This window comes from Vibrio zhanjiangensis (assembly GCF_030161235.1).
In the GTDB taxonomy this organism is placed as follows: domain Bacteria; phylum Pseudomonadota; class Gammaproteobacteria; order Enterobacterales; family Vibrionaceae; genus Vibrio; species Vibrio zhanjiangensis.
In genome coordinates, this window is sequence record NZ_BSPW01000094.1 from 16,118 (window position 1) to 33,782 (window position 17,665).

Annotated in this window: 20 protein-coding genes; 10 read left to right on the top strand and 10 right to left on the bottom strand. The window is 42.6% G+C overall.

What is annotated here, in order from left to right:
• The first annotated feature begins 42 nt into the window (after positions 1–42).
• The 5 genes from truD (at position 43) to rpoS (ending at position 4,443) form a co-directional block, all read left to right on the top strand.
• Complete coding sequence (truD, locus tag QQK21_RS20145; protein ID WP_284193959.1) at positions 43–1,086, top strand: tRNA pseudouridine(13) synthase TruD; 1,044 nt, start codon at positions 43–45, stop codon at positions 1,084–1,086.
• Positions 1,086–1,847, top strand: a complete 762-nt coding sequence (gene surE / locus QQK21_RS20150; RefSeq protein ID WP_284193960.1) for a 5'/3'-nucleotidase SurE — start codon at positions 1,086–1,088, stop codon at positions 1,845–1,847. Before truD ends, surE begins: the two co-directional genes overlap by 1 nt.
• On the top strand, positions 1,847–2,473 hold the full coding sequence (locus tag QQK21_RS20155) for a protein-L-isoaspartate(D-aspartate) O-methyltransferase (RefSeq protein WP_284193961.1): 627 nt from the start codon (positions 1,847–1,849) through the stop codon (positions 2,471–2,473). The genes surE and QQK21_RS20155 overlap by 1 nt, the downstream gene beginning before the upstream one ends.
• 2 nt (positions 2,474–2,475) lie before the next feature.
• Entirely contained in the window at positions 2,476–3,393 is a 918-nt protein-coding gene (locus QQK21_RS20160) for a peptidoglycan DD-metalloendopeptidase family protein (protein WP_284193962.1), read from the top strand.
• A gap of 66 nt (positions 3,394–3,459) precedes the next feature.
• Positions 3,460–4,443 carry an RNA polymerase sigma factor RpoS gene (gene rpoS / locus QQK21_RS20165; protein WP_284193963.1) on the top strand — a complete coding sequence of 328 codons (984 nt, stop codon included), beginning with the start codon at positions 3,460–3,462 and terminating at the stop codon, positions 4,441–4,443.
• 52 nt (positions 4,444–4,495) lie between these two features.
• Here rpoS and QQK21_RS20170 read toward each other — a convergent pair whose 3' ends face one another.
• The gene (locus QQK21_RS20170) at positions 4,496–5,770 is read right to left on the bottom strand and encodes an HlyC/CorC family transporter (protein ID WP_284193964.1); all 1,275 of its coding nucleotides are present in this window, start codon (positions 5,768–5,770) and stop codon (positions 4,496–4,498) included.
• Positions 5,771–5,890: 120 nt separating this feature from the next.
• Positions 5,891–6,685: a cytochrome C assembly family protein gene (locus tag QQK21_RS20175; RefSeq protein ID WP_284193965.1), complete on the bottom strand. Its 795-nt coding sequence runs from the start codon at positions 6,683–6,685 to the stop codon at positions 5,891–5,893.
• A 207-nt stretch (positions 6,686–6,892) separates the two neighbouring features.
• Here QQK21_RS20175 and ffh point away from each other — a divergent pair, with 207 nt between their 5' ends.
• The 5 genes from ffh to rplS all read left to right on the top strand — a co-directional run bounded on the left by ffh (position 6,893) and on the right by rplS (position 10,509).
• The gene (gene ffh / locus QQK21_RS20180) at positions 6,893–8,269 is read left to right on the top strand and encodes a signal recognition particle protein (protein ID WP_284193966.1); all 1,377 of its coding nucleotides are present in this window, start codon (positions 6,893–6,895) and stop codon (positions 8,267–8,269) included.
• 227 nt (positions 8,270–8,496) lie between these two features.
• Positions 8,497–8,745 carry a 30S ribosomal protein S16 gene (gene rpsP, locus QQK21_RS20185; protein ID WP_005438039.1) on the top strand — a complete coding sequence of 83 codons (249 nt, stop codon included), beginning with the start codon at positions 8,497–8,499 and terminating at the stop codon, positions 8,743–8,745.
• Between the two features lie 31 nt (positions 8,746–8,776).
• A complete protein-coding gene (gene rimM / locus QQK21_RS20190; RefSeq protein ID WP_284193967.1) occupies positions 8,777–9,325 on the top strand; it encodes a ribosome maturation factor RimM in 549 nt (182 codons plus the stop codon).
• A 45-nt stretch (positions 9,326–9,370) separates the two neighbouring features.
• Positions 9,371–10,114 (top strand): tRNA (guanosine(37)-N1)-methyltransferase TrmD, encoded by a 744-nt coding sequence (trmD, locus tag QQK21_RS20195; RefSeq protein ID WP_284193968.1) that lies wholly within the window; start codon positions 9,371–9,373, stop codon positions 10,112–10,114.
• Between the two features lie 41 nt (positions 10,115–10,155).
• Positions 10,156–10,509, top strand: coding sequence for a 50S ribosomal protein L19 (rplS, locus tag QQK21_RS20200; RefSeq protein ID WP_045977783.1), 354 nt, complete (start codon positions 10,156–10,158; stop codon positions 10,507–10,509).
• Between the two features lie 84 nt (positions 10,510–10,593).
• On the opposite strand, the gene yacG is transcribed toward rplS, so the two are convergent.
• From yacG to nadC, 8 genes are all read right to left on the bottom strand, one after another.
• Positions 10,594–10,788: a DNA gyrase inhibitor YacG gene (gene yacG / locus QQK21_RS20205; protein WP_284193969.1), complete on the bottom strand. Its 195-nt coding sequence runs from the start codon at positions 10,786–10,788 to the stop codon at positions 10,594–10,596.
• Between the two features lie 32 nt (positions 10,789–10,820).
• A complete protein-coding gene (gene zapD, locus QQK21_RS20210) occupies positions 10,821–11,561 on the bottom strand; it encodes a cell division protein ZapD (protein ID WP_284193970.1) in 741 nt (246 codons plus the stop codon).
• Positions 11,562–11,588: 27 nt separating this feature from the next.
• A complete protein-coding gene (coaE, locus tag QQK21_RS20215; protein WP_284193971.1) occupies positions 11,589–12,203 on the bottom strand; it encodes a dephospho-CoA kinase in 615 nt (204 codons plus the stop codon).
• A 1-nt stretch (position 12,204) separates the two neighbouring features.
• Positions 12,205–13,074 carry a prepilin peptidase gene (locus tag QQK21_RS20220; RefSeq protein WP_284193972.1) on the bottom strand — a complete coding sequence of 290 codons (870 nt, stop codon included), beginning with the start codon at positions 13,072–13,074 and terminating at the stop codon, positions 12,205–12,207.
• A 49-nt stretch (positions 13,075–13,123) separates the two neighbouring features.
• Entirely contained in the window at positions 13,124–14,341 is a 1,218-nt protein-coding gene (locus tag QQK21_RS20225; RefSeq protein WP_284193973.1) for a type II secretion system F family protein, read from the bottom strand.
• 16 nt (positions 14,342–14,357) lie between these two features.
• The gene (locus QQK21_RS20230; RefSeq protein WP_284193974.1) at positions 14,358–16,019 is read right to left on the bottom strand and encodes an ATPase, T2SS/T4P/T4SS family; all 1,662 of its coding nucleotides are present in this window, start codon (positions 16,017–16,019) and stop codon (positions 14,358–14,360) included.
• Between the two features lie 2 nt (positions 16,020–16,021).
• A complete protein-coding gene (locus tag QQK21_RS20235; RefSeq protein ID WP_431313148.1) occupies positions 16,022–16,462 on the bottom strand; it encodes a pilin in 441 nt (146 codons plus the stop codon).
• 207 nt (positions 16,463–16,669) lie between these two features.
• Positions 16,670–17,557 (bottom strand): carboxylating nicotinate-nucleotide diphosphorylase, encoded by an 888-nt coding sequence (nadC, locus tag QQK21_RS20240; protein WP_284193976.1) that lies wholly within the window; start codon positions 17,555–17,557, stop codon positions 16,670–16,672.
• Positions 17,558–17,665: the final 108 nt, after the last annotated feature.

Genomic DNA, 17,665 nt, shown 5'->3' on the forward strand with positions numbered 1-17,665 from the left:
TTATACTAATAAAAAATCAATAGCTTATGTAGTGAAAACTTTATGATTGATATTCTATCTTCTTTTGCTTATTTAAACGGCAGCCCCATATCAACTGGTAAATTGAAAGTTGAAGCAAGACATTTTCAGGTCAAAGAAAACTTAGGATTCGACTTCTCTGGTGAAGGTGAGCACCTTATGGTGCGTGTGAGAAAAACCGGAGAAAACACCAGTTTTGTTGCAAATGAATTGGCAAAAGCATGTGGGGTAAAATCAAAAGATGTCAGTTGGGCAGGACTAAAAGATCGGCATGCGGTTACAGAGCAATGGTTGAGTGTTCACTTGCCCAAAGGAGGTATCCCTGATTTTAGTGCATTTCTTGCTCAGTATGACAGTATAAAAATCATTGAAACGAAACGTCACAATAAGAAACTTCGTCCAGGGGACTTGGCTGGCAACCACTTTAAAATCACTCTAACAGAGGTAAGTGATATTGCAGATGTGAGTCAACGTTTACAAGCCATCAGTCAGAGTGGCGTGCCCAACTATTTTGGAAGTCAGCGTTTTGGGCATCTTGGAAACAACCTTGATGAGGCTAGACGCTGGGGAAGAGAGAATGTTCGCACTCGAAACCAGAATAAACGAAGCTTATATTTATCAGCAGCGAGATCATGGATTTTTAATACTATTGTCTCAGACCGTATTGAGCAAGGTTTATTTAGCCGAGTGGTCGAGGGGGATTGTGTCCAAACTGACGACAGTATCATAGTTGCTGAAACGCAAAAATTGGTCGCCTTAAATGAAAGAGTTGAAAAAGGTGATGCATTCATTACGGCTGCAATGGCAGGGGATAATGATTTACCTACTTGCTCACAAGCGCGTTTGATTGAGCAGCTCAAATTAGACGCTGAACCGGACTTGATGGCGTTAATAAGAGGGAATCGCATGCGACATGAGCGGCGCAACATATTACTCAAGCCACAAAACTTAACTTGGAGCATTGATAGTGATTCTATTGAGTTAGACTTTTCTTTGGACGCGGGATGTTTTGCGACAGCCTTGATTCGAGAATTGATTCAGGAGCAGGAAGTGGAGCGTAGCTACTAATGACTGACAAGGCTTTAAAAATATTGCTCAGTAATGATGATGGAGTACACGCAGAAGGCATACATACTATGGCTCAAGTATTGAGCGAGTTTGCAGAAATCACCATAGTTGCACCCGATCGCAATCGTTCAGGAGCCTCGAATTCACTGACTTTGGAGCAGCCACTACGAGTCAAAGAGCTGTCTGAACGTGTATATTCAGTCCAAGGAACGCCAACCGATTGTGTTCATTTTGCCTTGAATGAATTGATGAAAGATAATCATCCGGATCTTGTTTTGACAGGTATTAATCACGGTGCCAATTTGGGTGATGATGTCCTGTATTCAGGGACAGTCGCAGCTGCCATGGAGGGGCATTTTCTTGGTGTTCAGTCGATGGCCTTTTCGTTGGCGGGGAAAATTCATTTTCTAACGGCGGCTCTCGTAGCCAAAAACATGGTCAAGCAGCATCTTAAGGTCCCTATTCCGACAAATAAGCTTATTAATGTCAATGTACCCGATTTGCCATTTGATGAACTGAAAGGGAGCTGTGCAACTCGCTTGGGGGCTCGTCATCATGCTGAGTCTATGATTAAGCAGCAAGACCCACGTGGGTGTGATATATACTGGTTAGGTCCTCCAGGGAGAGAACAGGACGCTGGTGAAGGAACGGATTTCTATGCAATTGAGCATGGCTTTGTCTCGGTGACCCCAATCCAGGTCGATCTCACCGCCCATGAGTCACTACCCACGATGAATAACTGGCTACAGGACAAAGATTAATGACTAACCCTAATGCCGAACGGTTAATTAATTTTCTTATTGCTAGTGGAATCCAAGATAAACCCGTCATCGATGCGATACACTCGATTCCTAGGGAGCAATTTGTTTCTCAAGCAATGCAGCACCAGGCTTACGATAACAATGCTCTCCCAATCGGTCAGGGGCAAAGTATTTCTCAACCCTATATCGTAGCCAAAATGACGGAGTTGTTGGAATTAACGCCAAAGAGCAAAGTGTTAGAAATTGGTACGGGCTCAGGATACCAAACCGCTGTTCTCGCTCAATTGGTCGAGCATGTGTATTCGATTGAACGGATAAAATCGTTACAATGGGAGGCCAAGCGTCGCCTCAAGTGTTTGGATATTTATAACGTTTCGACCAAACATGGCGATGGGTGGAAAGGATGGCCGACTAAAGGTCCCTTTAATGCCATTATTGTGACAGCAGCAGCAGCCTCTGTTCCCCCAATTCTATTGGAACAGCTGGATGATGGTGGGGTTTTAGTGATTCCTGTTGGTGAAGATGAGCAGCGATTGTTAAAAATCACTCGTCGAGGAGAGGATTATTTATCTCAGGTGGTAGAAGATGTGCGCTTTGTTCCTTTGATCGCTGGTGAACTCGCTTAACTATGATTTGTAGGGCTAAATCCACTCTTTTTTTTATTCCAATCTTGAGCGCAATACTGGCTGGCTGCTCTGCTCACTTCCCTGCACCAGTTTCTGGCTTAAATAAAGATTACGCCAATATCTCCCGAGGTAGTTACCGGGGGAGCTACTACCAAGTAGAGAAAGGGGATACCTTGTATTTTGTTGCATATGTCACAGATAAGGATGTAAATGACATTATTCGTTACAATGGTTTAAAAAAGCCTTACACCATTTATCCGGGACAAAAACTGAAGCTTTGGCAACCTGCCTATAAACCTCCTATGTACGGTGGGGCGGGCGTTTCAGCGGTATCCATGCCTGTTGTTGTTGCATCAACTTCGGTCCCAAGTTCCAATTCAAGTAAAGACTCTAATCAAATAGTTAGTAGCAAGAATACTAAAGATAAGCCCAAATCACCCACAAAAGCACCAGTGAACAAGGTTGATCAATCTTCAGCAAAGGAGTATGTTGGAGCTAAAAGTAAAACAAATGTTAACAAACCCGTCAGTTATGCGAGTCCAAATAGTGAGAAAATTTCTAAATGGTTATGGCCAGCCAAAGGGAGGGTAATTAAAAATTTCTCAGCTGGAGACCAAGGGAATAAAGGCATTGACATTGCAGGACAGCGAGGTCAGCCAATATCGTCGACAGCTAATGGAACCGTTGTGTATTCGGGTAACGCACTCAAAGGTTATGGTAATCTTGTGATCATTAAACACAATGATAACTACCTCAGTGCTTATGCGCATAATGAACGGTTGCTCGTGCACGAAGGACAAAGTGTAACAGCAGGCCAGAAGATAGCAACGATGGGCAGTTCTGGGACTAACAGTGTTCGACTACACTTTGAAATTCGTTATCAAGGTAAGTCAGTGAATCCAAAACGCTACTTACCCTAATACTTTATAGGTATATAGCGACATTAGAAGTAGTAATGTCTTGCTAGCTCGCCAGGGGGAGGCGCTATGAGTATCAGCAATACAGCAACGAAAGTCGAAGAGTTCGATCTTGAAGCAGAAATGGAATCTATTCAGGTCGATGACGTCACAACCACGGGTGACACCCAATCAGAGGATGCAAAAGAAGAGTTTGATGTATCTTCTAAAAGCTTAGACGCAACTCAACTTTATCTCGGGGAAATTGGCTTTTCACCACTGCTTACTGCAGAGGAGGAAGTGTTGTACGCCCGTCGTGCTCTTAGAGGAGATGAGGCTGCTCGCAAACGAATGATTGAAAGTAACCTTCGTTTAGTGGTCAAAATTTCTCGTCGATACAGTAATCGAGGCTTAGCGTTACTTGATCTTATTGAAGAAGGTAACCTTGGTTTAATCCGTGCTGTTGAAAAGTTTGACCCAGAAAGAGGGTTTAGATTTTCAACATACGCAACATGGTGGATTAGACAAACTATCGAACGAGCTTTGATGAACCAGACGCGCACAATCCGTTTACCTATCCATGTTGTCAAAGAGCTCAATATTTATTTACGTACGGCCCGAGAGTTATCTCAAAAACTCGATCATGAGCCAACGGCAGAAGAGATTGCTTTGCAGCTTGATAAGCCAGTTGACGATGTAAGCAAAATGTTACGTCTTAATGAACGTATCAGTTCTGTTGACACTCCTATTGGTGGTGATGGAGAGAAAGCATTACTTGATATTATTCCTGATGCCAACAATTCAGATCCCGAAGTTTCCACTCAGGATGACGATATCCGATCTTCTTTAATAGATTGGCTTGATGAACTTAATCCAAAGCAAAAAGAAGTACTTGCTCGTCGTTTCGGTTTATTGGGTTATGAGCCATCCACATTAGAGGAAGTTGGACGAGAAATTAATCTTACCAGAGAGCGGGTTCGCCAGATACAGGTTGAAGGCCTGCGTCGGTTAAGAGAGATTCTTATCAAGCAAGGACTGAATATGGAGAGCTTATTCAGTATTAGTGAAGAATAAACAAGTTTAATCTTATAAAGCCTTGGTATGATACCAAGGCTTTTTTATAACTCTACTTTCCTTTGGTTTTACGAGGGAAAACCTTGACTAACTTGATTCGGTTTTCCTCCAAATCAACAATTTCCATGGGGTGGCCTGAAACTTTGACACTAATGTGACTTTCTGGGATGTGCTCTAAGTGTTCAAGTATCAAGCCATTTAATGTTCTGGGGCCATCAGTTGGCAGCTTCCACATAAGCCCTTTATTGATGTCTCGTATATTGGCGCTGCCCTCGATGAGGAAGCTTCCATCACCTTGAGGTGTGATCTCATCAGATAGGCTTGGTGCTATTGAGGTGGTAAATTCACCAACAATTTCCTCCAAAATATCTTCAAGAGTGATAAGGCCAATAATATCGCCATACTCGTTAACAATCAGGCCAATACGTTCTTTATTACGTTGGAATTTGAGTAACTGAATGTTAAGCGGTGTACCTTCTGGAATAAAATACACTTCGTCTGCAGCTCTAAGCAGAGTTTCTTTATTTAACTCATTCTTTTCTAACATTAGTCGATAAGATTCTCTTAATCTCAGCATGCCAACCACTTCATCTATCTGGTCTCGGTATAACACAACCCGTCCATGTGGCGAATGGCTAAGCTGTCTGACAATAGACTTCCAATCATCATTAATATCAATTCCAGTAATTTCATTTCTTGGAATCATGATATCGTTGACTGTCACATGCTCTAGATCCAGTATTGAAATTAACATGTCTTGGTGTCGTCTGGGGATAAGGCTCCCCGCTTCATTCACTACCGTGCGTAGCTCTTCAGAGCTTAAGTGGTCATCACCGCCATGATTGGCTCGAATTCCTAATAGACGAATAAAACCATTGGTGATGAAGTTGACTAATAAGACTAAAGGAGACAGCAGCTTCATTAAGATGCTTAATAGAACACTACTTGTGTAAGACACTCGTTCTGGATATAGGGCTGCCAGAGTTTTAGGTGTCACTTCAGCAAACACAAGAATCACCATGGTGAGTGCTCCAGTTGCAATAGCCACACCAATATCGCCGTATAACCGCATACCTAATATAGTTGCGATAGCAGAAGCTAAAATATTAACTAGGTTATTACCAATGAGAATTAATCCGATGAGGCGATCGGGACGATCAAGTAGCTTTTCTACGCGCTTAGCGCCTTTATGACCGTGGTTGGCTAGATGCTTGAGTCGGTATCGGTTCAAGGACATCATGCCTGTTTCTGAACCTGAAAAATATCCTGAAATAACGATAAGACATGCGAGTAGGGCAAATAATGCGCCCGTTGATATGTCGTCCAAAACTGGTTTTTTCCTTTTGAAGTTTGATTAATTTATGACTCAAGCCAAGCGTGAAGTCAATCTCAGGTAGTAAGCAAAACATTGTAAAAGAAAGGTGCACACTATGCACCCTTAAATATCCTAGTTAAGAATAACCTCTCGAACAAACCGACTGCCAAAGTAGGCCAGAGTTAGCAAGAAGGCGCCCGCAACCGCAAACCAAGTGACCTTGCGACCTCGCCAGCCTTTTTGGTAATGGCCCCAAAGTAAAATTGAGTAAACGACCCAAGCAATAAACGACAGGATAGCTTTATGTGCTTTTCCTTGAGCAAACATATCTTCAACAAAAACAAATCCGGTCAATAAGGTTCCTGTGAGCAGTAGGTTTCCAATGAGAATAATTCTAAACAACTGCCTTTCGACCATTAGTAGCGGGGGTAAATTGGAATTTATGCTCAATGCTTTTTTCGATTTGAGTTTGTGATCTAGCCAAGCCAATTGCATGGCGTAGAGTGCTCCAATAGTTAAGGTTGAATACGAAAATAGTGCCAACGAGATATGGATGAGTAATTTAGGGTCTTGCTCCAAATGTGTAATGAAGGTGCTGGGTAAAAAGGCGGCCCCAGAAAGGTTTATTGCTGCGAAGCTGTATACCACGGGGAGTAAAAACCACAAACGTGTTTTTAGCATTGCCAGACTCATTACTAGAGAAATAATGAAACTTATCAAGGATGCAACATTAAGAATACTCAGGTTTTGTCCGGAGCTTTCAATGATGAGATCACTTAACAACCAGCCATGGAAGGCCAATGCCAAGAATGCACTGGCTGAAACCGTTTTGGTGCGAATGCCGACCTGATGTACTAGGCCTGGAACTATAGTTGCAATTGCTAAAACATAAAGTAGTGCAGCAGCAACGGCGATGATGTTGTCCATGCTTCTCTGTTGTCTGGTGAATTTTTGATAAATTATACCTTGCATAAAAAGCTTGGGCTATGACTTATGTAGTTGATTTGTGTGTTGTGAGAGATCAAAAGTGATTACAGCAGTGCAAAGCGGTGACTGGCTAAGGTATACTCACACTAATTTTGTCGCCAATTGATAGGTGACGGCGCTTAGAGTCGCTCAGATAAAGAGACTAAAATGTTTGATAATTTAACGGATCGATTATCCAAAACCCTGAAAAATATCAGTGGGAAAGGTCGTTTGACCGACGACAACATTAAAGACACATTACGTGAAGTACGTATGGCTTTACTGGAGGCAGACGTTGCGCTTCCTGTCGTACGTGATTTTGTAAAGCGTGTAAAGGAAGGTGCAGTCGGTGTTGAGGTTTCAAAATCGCTCACCCCAGGACAGGAGTTCATTAAGATTGTTCAGTCTGAACTTGAAGCCGTTATGGGGGAATCCAATGAAGCACTTAACTTAGCCGCTCAGCCTCCTGCTGTTATTTTGATGGCTGGTCTTCAAGGTGCCGGTAAAACAACCTCTGTTGGTAAACTGTCCAAGCTTTTAAGCGAAAGAGATAAGAAAAAAGTTCTTGTTGTTTCTGCTGACGTGTATAGACCCGCTGCGATCAAGCAGTTGGAAACACTAGCATCGGATGTTGGCGTTGATTTTTTCCCCTCTTCAGCCGACCAAAAACCGCTTGATATTGTTAATGCAGCAATAGATCACGCCAAGAAAAAGTTTTATGACGTTTTGCTGGTCGATACAGCGGGCCGTCTAGCGGTTGATGAACAAATGATGGCTGAAATTCAGCAGTTGCATACGGCCATTAAACCAGTTGAAACGCTGTTTGTTGTTGATGCGATGACAGGACAAGATGCAGCTAATACCGCGAAGGCATTTGGGGATGCACTACCGCTGACAGGGGTTATTCTAACCAAGGTTGACGGTGATGCGCGTGGTGGTGCTGCACTGTCTGTTCGCCATATTACCGGCAAACCGATCAAGTTCTTGGGTGTTGGTGAGAAAACCGATGCTTTAGAAGCATTCCACCCTGAGCGTGTTGCTTCTCGTATTCTTGGTATGGGAGATGTTCTTTCTCTTATCGAAGACTTGCAACGTAATGTCGATACTGAGAAAGCAGAAAAGCTGGCGAAAAAATTCAAAGAGAAGAAAGGTTTTGATCTTGAAGATTTTCGTGAACAACTTGGACAGATGCAAAATATGGGTGGAATGATGGGAATGCTGGATAAATTGCCCGGCATGTCTCAGTTGCCGACCGATATGAAAGATAAGGTTGATGATAAGGTGTTCAAGCAGATGGAGGCCATTATCAATTCGATGACGATGAAAGAACGCCAGCGCCCAGAGCTTATTAAGGGGTCTCGCAAAAAGCGTATCGCTGCTGGTTCTGGGACTCAGGTTCAAGATGTTAACCGCCTACTTAAGCAGTTTACTCAGATGCAAAAAATGATGAAGAAAATGCAAAAAGGCGGCATGAAAGGCATGATGCGTAATATGCAAGGAATGATGGGCGGTATGGGCGGTGGTTTTAATCCATTTGGTCGTTAGTTACTAACCAATTAAAAATTCAAGGTGTTAGATAGCTCACAAAATGATGACAGCTTTCCTATCTTGATAAATAGGTCGTTTGATTGGTGAAAAAATAGCTAAATACCTTGCAATACTGCGGAATAGGAGTAAAATTCCGGAGCTTTATTTTGGCACGAGACCCCAAACTGTTTCATATAAACGGTTCTTGGGGTTAATTTTATTTTTGAGAAAGCAAAGAGGACGACATGGTAACCATTCGTTTGGCACGTCACGGCGCGAAGAAGCGTCCATTTTATCAAATCGTAGTAGCGGACAGCCGCAATGCTGCAACTGGCCGTTTCATTGAGAAAGTGGGTTTCTTTAACCCAACGGCTAAAGGTCAAGAAGAAGGTCTACGTCTAGACCTAGATCGCGTTAACCACTGGGTTGGTCAAGGCGCATCTCTATCTGACCGCGTAGCTAAGCTAGTGAAAGACGCTCAAAAAGCGGCTTAATTCTTTAGATTTAAGAAGAAGTAATTAGCTTATGTCGATGAAAGGTAAAGAAACAATGAGCAGCGATAAGATTGTAGTAGGTAAGTTTGGTGCTTCTTACGGCATTCGTGGCTGGCTTAAGGTTTTTTCCTACACAGACAATACTGAAAGTATATTTGATTACGCACCTTGGTTTATTAACCAAAAAGGTGAGTGGGTAGAGCACAAAGTTGAAAGCTGGAAGCGCCATAACAAAGGTTTGGTGGTAAAGCTGGAGGGTTTTAATTTGCGTGAAGAGGCGCAATTATTGACCAACTTTGAAATTGCAATTGACCCTGCTGTATTGCCAGAATTGCCAGAGGATGAATTCTACTGGCGTGATCTTATAGGAATGCAAGTAGTCACTGATAAAGGCTACGATTTGGGTATCGTCTCTGACATGCTTGAAACGGGTTCCAACGATGTTTTGGTGGTAAAAGCGAATCTAAAAGATGCTTTTGGTCAAAAGGAACGACTAATTCCGTTCCTTGAAGAGCAAGTAATCAAATTAATTGATCGACAAGCTCAACGGATCGAAGTTGACTGGGATCCTGGATTCTAACTCCAAGTAACGGAGCGAGTGAACCAAGTTTATATTGGTGAAAACATGTGGGTTGGCATAATTAGCCTTTTTCCTGAAATGTTCCGCAGCGTTACTGATTATGGGGTAACAGGTCAAGCGGTTAAAAAAGGTCTTTTATCAGTAGATACGTGGAATCCTCGGGATTTCACTCATGATAAACATCGTACTGTCGATGATAGACCTTACGGTGGTGGCCCCGGTATGTTAATGATGGTACAGCCTTTGCGCGATGCTATCCATGCTGCGAAAAAAGCCTCACCGGGCAAGACGAAAGTTATCTACTTGTCTCCTCAAGGTCGTAAACTCGATCAAAAAGGGGTCGAAGAACTGGCAAGCAATGAGAACTTGCTTCTTATTTGCGGTCGTTATGAAGGGGTAGATGAGCGTATCATCCAATCAGAAGTTGACCAAGAATGGTCAATTGGAGATTTTGTGATGACGGGCGGTGAAATACCAGCCATGACGCTGATTGATTCTGTCTCAAGGTATATACCTGGAGTACTAGGAGATTTTGCGTCAGCAGAAGAAGATTCTTTTGCCAATGGTTTACTGGATTGCCCCCACTATACGCGACCAGAGGTGTTGGATGATCATCCAGTGCCTGAGGTACTGACGTCTGGTAACCATAACAACATTCGTCGCTGGCGACATAAGCAGTCGCTGGGTCGTACTTGGCTGAGAAGACCAGAGCTCCTGGAAAACCTAGCTCTGACTGACGAACAGGAACAATTACTGGCCGAGTTCATAAAAGAACATAATGATCAGTAACCTATTAAATTTAGTATCAGTTTATTCTAGGAATATTGAAAATGAGTAACATCATCAAAGCTCTTGAAGAAGAGCAAATGAAAAAAGACCTACCTAACTTTGCACCTGGTGACACAGTCGTTGTTCAAGTTAAGGTAAAAGAAGGTGATCGTGAGCGTCTACAGGCTTTTGAAGGCGTTGTAATCGGTATCCGTAACCGTGGTCTACACTCTGCATTTACCGTTCGTAAGATTTCTAACGGTGAAGGTGTGGAGCGTACGTTCCAAACTCACTCTCCAATGGTTGATAGCATTGAAGTTAAACGCCGTGGTGCAGTACGTCGTGCCAAGTTGTACTACCTACGTGAGCGTTCTGGTAAGTCAGCTCGTATCAAAGAGAAACTTGCTAAGAAGTAATGCTTTAACTAGCGTTCTCATAGTATTAGCGGAGACCAGTTGGTCTCCGCTTTTTTGTATCTAAGAACATCGATCCTAGTTGAATCAATGCTGTTCTTCAGACCAACCATCGGCATCAGACATGTCCGGTGCCCCAGGAATCAAATTTTCTTCATCGGCCCAATCTCCGAAATCTATCATCTGACATTGCTTGCTGCAAAATGGCCTGTAAGAGCTATTTTCTTCCCACTTGACGTCCGTACCGCACTTTGGGCAAGGGACGGTAAAGGTTTTGGACATGACGATCCTCTTTACGAAATACTTATCAAAGGTTAGCTGCAAACAGCCAATCGGAACTCGATATTATCGCAGGAAGCTTGTCCTGAAGCAAAAAAGATAAATTTGATAGCAAAACGATTCTTGTGGCCTGAAATCATAGGGTAGACACCGTACTCCATTGGAATTTCCAAGCGTAAAATATTGGCGTCCTCAGCATCACTTTGATAAAAGCCCGCTCGCGCTTCTTGCTGGTGGAAATGCCCTGTTTCTCGTGTTAGGCGTAACCAGAGGTTAAGGGCGTCTGTTAAAGGCTTCAGATTTTCTAGCCATTGTCGACTGTCTTCAGTTTTTTGCTTTAAGGGGAGGTGCAACCAATGATGAAGAGCAGGTAAATCGAAGCAGCATGAACCTCCCGGCAGATTAAATCTTTGTCTGATTGTACTTAGGAAGCGATCTTCTTTTAGGCTCTGACCAAACCGCTCGGCAGCCATGAGCTTACTGTGAACTTCATCTACTTCGGCCAAAATATTATTCAGCATCTTTTGGTCAACATCTTCAACATGTAGCCATGAACGATAGGAAAGACGCTGCTTTTCAATATCTTTAGCCAATTCACTTTTGAGTTGGATTTGCTCAAAAATCTCAAGTAGATCAAATAGTGAGCGAAAAAATAACAGGTGCTGCATATCATCACTAAATTGTGATGACATATTTAATTGATTGAGCAAGGCTTCAACGCGCAAATATATGCGTGTCTTCTCGTTTAATGGATGTTCAAAATAGTGCGTTGTCATTCCATATAGCCTTAGATTGTTCTTCCCTTATTCTGACCGATTTCTCATACTTAATTCTAGATACTTTTTATGTAATTCTGTGATTTGAGGCAAAAGTTCTTTGTTTTTTGCATTATTTTTAATCACATCATCGGCAATTGCGAGCTTCTCGGCACGGCTTGCCTGAGCCGCAATGATGGATTGAGCCTGTCCAAGATTAACCTTATCTCTTTCCATTGTTCTTTGTAACTGCGTTTGTTCATCGACATCAACGACCAAGACTCTATCAGTCAAGTTTTGTAAGTTATTCTCGACTAATAATGGTACTACGAGCAGTACATATTGCGATGAAGCTTTAGCAATATCGACTTTCATTTTTTCCCTAATCATAGGGTGAAGTAACCCATTGAGCCATGTTTTGTTTTCTTCGCATGTGAAGACTATATCTCTTAGTTTAGCTCGATTTAGTGTTCCGTCACTCAATAAGATGTTTGGGCCAAAACGAGAACTTATACTTTCTAACCCTTTAGACCCTTTTTCGACGACTTGTCTAGCGATAATATCAGCGTCAATAACGTCGATACCAAAGTGCTGATTAAATAGATTCGCTACTGTGGTTTTGCCACTCGCAATACCACCAGTTAATCCGACAACATAAGACATATCAAATTCCAACAATTTGAGCAAAATACCAGTTTACAATATCTTTTCCCCAAATCGCACCAATCCAGCCTGCGATAGCAAGGTATGGACCAAAAGGAAATGCTCTATCTATTCCTTGCTTTTTCATGCGCAATTGTATGAGGCCGAATATGAGCCCAACAAAAGAAGAGAGTAAGATAATCATGGGTAAATATTGCCAACCTAGCCAAGCCCCTAGAGCTGATAACAGTTTAAAATCACCATAGCCCATTCCTTCCTTGCCCGTAATGATTTTAAAGAGCCAATAGACTGACCACAAACATAAGTAGCCTGCAATGGCGCCTACAACCGAATCTTGCAGTGTCACAGGACTTATTCCCATCAAAGATAGAGTAATACCTGACCAGACAAGTGGCAGAGTCAGTTGGTCAGGCAAAAGCATGGTATCCAAATCAATAAACGTGGCTGCAATCAGGACAAAGGTAAAAAAGAGCAGGGCAATAGAAAAATAGCTAACATCAAATTGATATGCTATCACAAAGCAAGAAAGCGCCGATATCAGCTCAATGAGAGGATAGCGTACGCTTATTTTTTCTTGGCAATGGTGACATTTGCCTCTTAATATTAACCAACTCAGCAAAGGGATATTGTCACGTATGCGAATTGGCGTTTTACATTTTGGGCAGTGCGAACCTGGAGTGCTGAGGTTAAAATGGTCTACAGGCGGTTTAATTTGAGATTCAGGGAAGCAATCAGCGCACTCTTTGCGCCATTCATATTCCATGATCTTAGGTAAACGATGAATGACAACATTGAGAAAACTTCCGATGATCAGGCCGAATAAAGTGGCTAGGGCTGGAAATAACCACGGGTAGTAAATAAACAGATCCATATTTGACTCAACCTATTGGGGAAGCTGGCAGTGGCTTAAGAGGGTTATATTAGCCCATTACACTCACTAAGTTAAAGATGGGCAAGTACATAGCGATCACTAAACTGGATACAATTGTACCAAGTATCACGATCATAATGGGTTCAAATGCTTGACTCATACGCTCAATGGTCTTTTCAAGCTCACGTTCATATTCATTTGCTATTCGATGGAGCATGTCTGTAAGTCTTCCTGACTCCTCCCCCAACATAATCATTTGCATCATAAATTGAGGAAAAACGCCACTTTGACGCATTGCTATGTGCAAAGCTTGACCAGAATTTACCTCCTCAGTCACGACATCGATCATTTTTTGATAGTAGGTGCTTTCGCATGTTTGTACGGAAGCATGCAAACTTGGTGTGATAGGTAGCCCAGAATCGCAGCAGGTGGCCAAGGTTCTACAAAATTGGGTAAAACAAGTCAAATTGTGAAGATTACCAATATAAGGTAGATGTACTTTTACACTATCTAACCATTCTCGACAACGGCGAGAGTGGTGGTATCCATGGAGAATCAACCAAATAGTTAAAGTAATCGTTATCCCGATATAAGGCCCGTAATTTTGAGTCGCTTGTGATAAATAGATCACTTGCTGAGTAAACCAAGGTAGAGGGGCATTGTGATTTGAAAACATTTGCTCAAGTTCAGGAATAACTTGAGTTAGCATGAGTATGGTAACGAGTAAGGCCGTCCCAAGTACTAAACAAGGATAAATAGCGGCGGTTAAAGCCTTTGAACGAATATACTCAAGTTTCTCTCTATGGCTGGCTATTCGTTCTAACGATTCAGCGAGTCTCCCTGTCTTTTCTCCAGCGTTAACAATCGCTAGAAATATAGGGTCGAAATGGTCAGAGGATTGTTTAAGAGCTTGAGTGACGGATAAACCCGCTTCGAGTTTTTGCCGTATTTGCCAAATAAGAGCGGTGATTCCCGCTTTTGCTGAAGTGTTTGCAATGAGTTTTAGTGAGGTAGTAATTGGCAGCCCAGCATCTATCATGCTTGACCACTGGCGACTCAGGCGAGTGATATCCTGTTTATTGAATCTTTCTTGTATCCGTTTGTTGAAGGGCAGTGGCTGTTTTAAGATTAGTCGAACATCAATGTTTTGTTCGCATAAATATTCGAGCACCTGTGTTTGGCATAGGGCGACGACTTTCCCTCGTTTTTTTTGGCCTTTTGAATCTATTCCACGCCAAAGATAATAGTTTAATTTTGGAGTAGGCATATGAATACTTATCTTATCATGCCAAGACTCGTTGGACTTCTGCGTAGCTAGTGACGCCTTGACAAATCTTCTCCATTCCAAGTCGGTAGAGTGGGGTCATTCCTTGCCTTTTTGCGATCTTTTCTAATTCATGTACGGGGGCATTTTTCAGAATCGAATGGCTTAACTCAGGAGTGATATTCAGCATTTCATAGATACCGATTCGCCCTAAATACCCTTGATTGCATGCGCTGCAACCCTCATTACTCGCTTGGTAACAGGAGGATTTTTCTAACTCGGAAGCGTGATCTGGATGATCCGTTGGGGATTTGCACAAGGGACAAAGTCTGCGTAGCAACCTCTGAGCGATAACTAGAATAAGAGAGGTCGCTATATTGTGCGGCTCTATACCTATATTTTTCAGTCTATCAATAGCTTCTGTGCTTGAATTTGTGTGCAGAGTAGCGAGAACAAGATGACCAGTTTGCGCCGCTTTAGTGGCAATATCCGCCGTTTCTTTATCTCGTATTTCTCCAACCATGATGACATCTGGATCTTGACGGAGAAAAGCACGTAGAGCTTCAGCAAAGCCAAATCCTATCTGAGGTTGAATCTGGACCTGATTGATTCCAGATAAACTGATTTCAATGGGATCTTCCGCAGCTGCAATATTGCGGCTTTGATTGTTTAGTATAGTGAGTCCAGTGTATAAAGACTGAGTTTTACCGCTCCCAGTTGGTCCGGTAATAAGGATAAGGCCTTGGGGCTTGTTGAGGGCCTGCTCGAAAAGTAGGCGCTGTGAATAGCTATAGCCAAGCACTTCAAGATCTAGACTGATGACCTGATTATCGAGAATTCTCAACACCACTTTTTCACCCCACATAGTGGGTAAAGTGGACATTCGGATGTGAATGGGCGTGGATTCTGCTAGATTGAGAGTGATGCGGCCATCTTGAGGCAAACGGCGTTCAGAAATATCAAGCTGAGCTAAAATTTTTAGCCTAGCGACGAGTCTTTTACAAATTTGGTAAGGAGGCTGCTCGACTTCGATGAGCAAACCATCACAGCGAAATCGGATTCTAAACCACCCATCATAAGGCTCAAAGTGGATATCCGAGGCTTTTTTCCGTACAGCCTCGACAATTATTTGATGTATGTAGCGACTAATTGGAGAGCTGTCTTGCTCAACATCCGGTCGTATCTCTCCTTCATCAGCAATTAAATTCTGGAGGTCATGAAGGCTTATATTATCCTTTCTGTGTGTCAGGTTTCCCTTATCCGATCCTAGTAATGACTTTATGGTAGAAATGAGTAGGCTTATATCGATGAGCACGGGCTTTATATGGAAGCCTGTCGTGAAATAAAATGCTTGCTCTATACTCGAATCTGACGGATCGGTAACGGCGACAACGAGTCTATTATTTTGTATTGCTAGGGGTAATGCTAAGTGCTGGCGGATTAGATGGTTAATCGTCCACTGCTTACAACATGATTGATAATCAAATCTTTCTAAGCTGACAATGGGAAGGTTGAAAAGCTTACTCAGAGCCTCCGTCAGTATCTTAGAAGTGACATTATCAAATTCCATCAGCGCCGAACAGACATCGGTTTTATTGTCTGCCATGGCAGCAAATGTTAATTTCACTTGTTCAGCACTGATTATATTGGCGCTGTGCAAAAAATCGGGAAGCTGAGTCATTTTTAGCTCTCTGGACACCAATGCTGGCTATCAATGCCAGTACATTCCAAGCGCCAAGCTAGCCCACTTATGGATACGTTGCTAGTCAGTGAGAGAGTGGCGTCTGCAGGTAGTGAGCCTTTTGCATTTGTTGCTGTCGCCTTGATGATATTTTCTCCACCAACCGCAAGAGCTTCAATCGAGTAACCGCTGAAGTCTTGCTTTAGTGGTACGCCGTTTTTGCCAGAAGTGCATTGTTGTGCTTCCCCTGTCGTGGATGCACAAATACCAACGGCCATTTTCATCGCCGACATAGTGCTTAATATTTCACTTGCATGGGCGCGTTTGGTGTAATTTTGATAGGTCGGAACGGCAAAAGATGACAAGATGCCTATGATGGCAACAACTATCATCAGTTCAATGAGGGTAAAGCCAAGTGATGTTTTCATTGTGGCTAACACCATTAATTGTTTGTGTAGGAAGTTACTATCGATAATATGAAAACAAACAGACATCGGCATGGACAATAGAATAAAGGGGTGAAAGCTGTTGGCTCAATTAATCACTTGTCCACATAGCGGTTGCATAGTGGTTAGAATGACGAGCAAATTTTCTATTGCTAAGGGAATTGAGTAAATGGAAGAGAGAGTTGTAAGCTCTCTCTGAGACTGCTATTTGAAACGCATCGATAAGTCTAACGCTTTGATGTGTTTTGTTAATGCCCCCACCGAAATATAATCTACGCCCGTTTGCGCGTATTCTCTTAATGTCTGCAAAGTGACATTTCCTGAATTTTCCAAAGCTGCGCGACCTGCATTGATTTTAACTGCTTCACGCATCATGTCTGTGGTGAAGTTATCCAGCATAATAATATCGGCACCAGCATCAATGGCTTCTCTAAGTTCTTGTAAGCTTTCTGTTTCGACTTCAATAGGCTTACCTGGGTGCAGCTGCTTTGCCGTATGTATGGTTTGAGTAATACCCCCATTGGCAATAATGTGGTTTTCTTTGATAAGGTAAGCATCGAACACGCCAATACGATGATTAAAGCCCCCTCCGCATGCGACCGCATATTTTAACGCGCTGCGTAAGCCGGGAATCGTTTTACGGGTATCGAGTAGACGGCAGCCAGTTCCTTCAAGTTGCTTGGCATATTGAGCTGTAATTGTCGCGCATCCTGAAAGTGTTTGTATGAAATTCATGGCATTTCGTTCGCCAGTGAGTAAGGCTCGTGATGGGCCAGAAAGGTGACAAAGAACTTGGTTTGGCTCAACTTCTTCTCCATCTTTAACGTACCATTCAATTTTAACTTCATCACCCAGTTGCTTGAACACTTCATCTGCCCAATCGCGCCCACAAAATATCCCATGTTCACGAGTTATTATGGTTGCTTCATTATGGGCGTTTTCTGGGATTAAACTTGCGGTAATATCTGCAGCTGGATCAAGTGTGCCACCCAAATCTTCTTTAATTGCTTCTGTTACCGAGCGAGATATTTCCTGTGGCAGTTGTTGTTTCAAATACTCGAGACGTTCTTTGCTGTTATGGGGATGTTTCATCACAAATTTAATAGGCAGTTGTACATGAGAGAGGCATGATACGATGAGTAGCAGGGAAATTCAGCCATTATTCTGGTATTAAATGCTTAAAACTCTCAAATCAAGAAC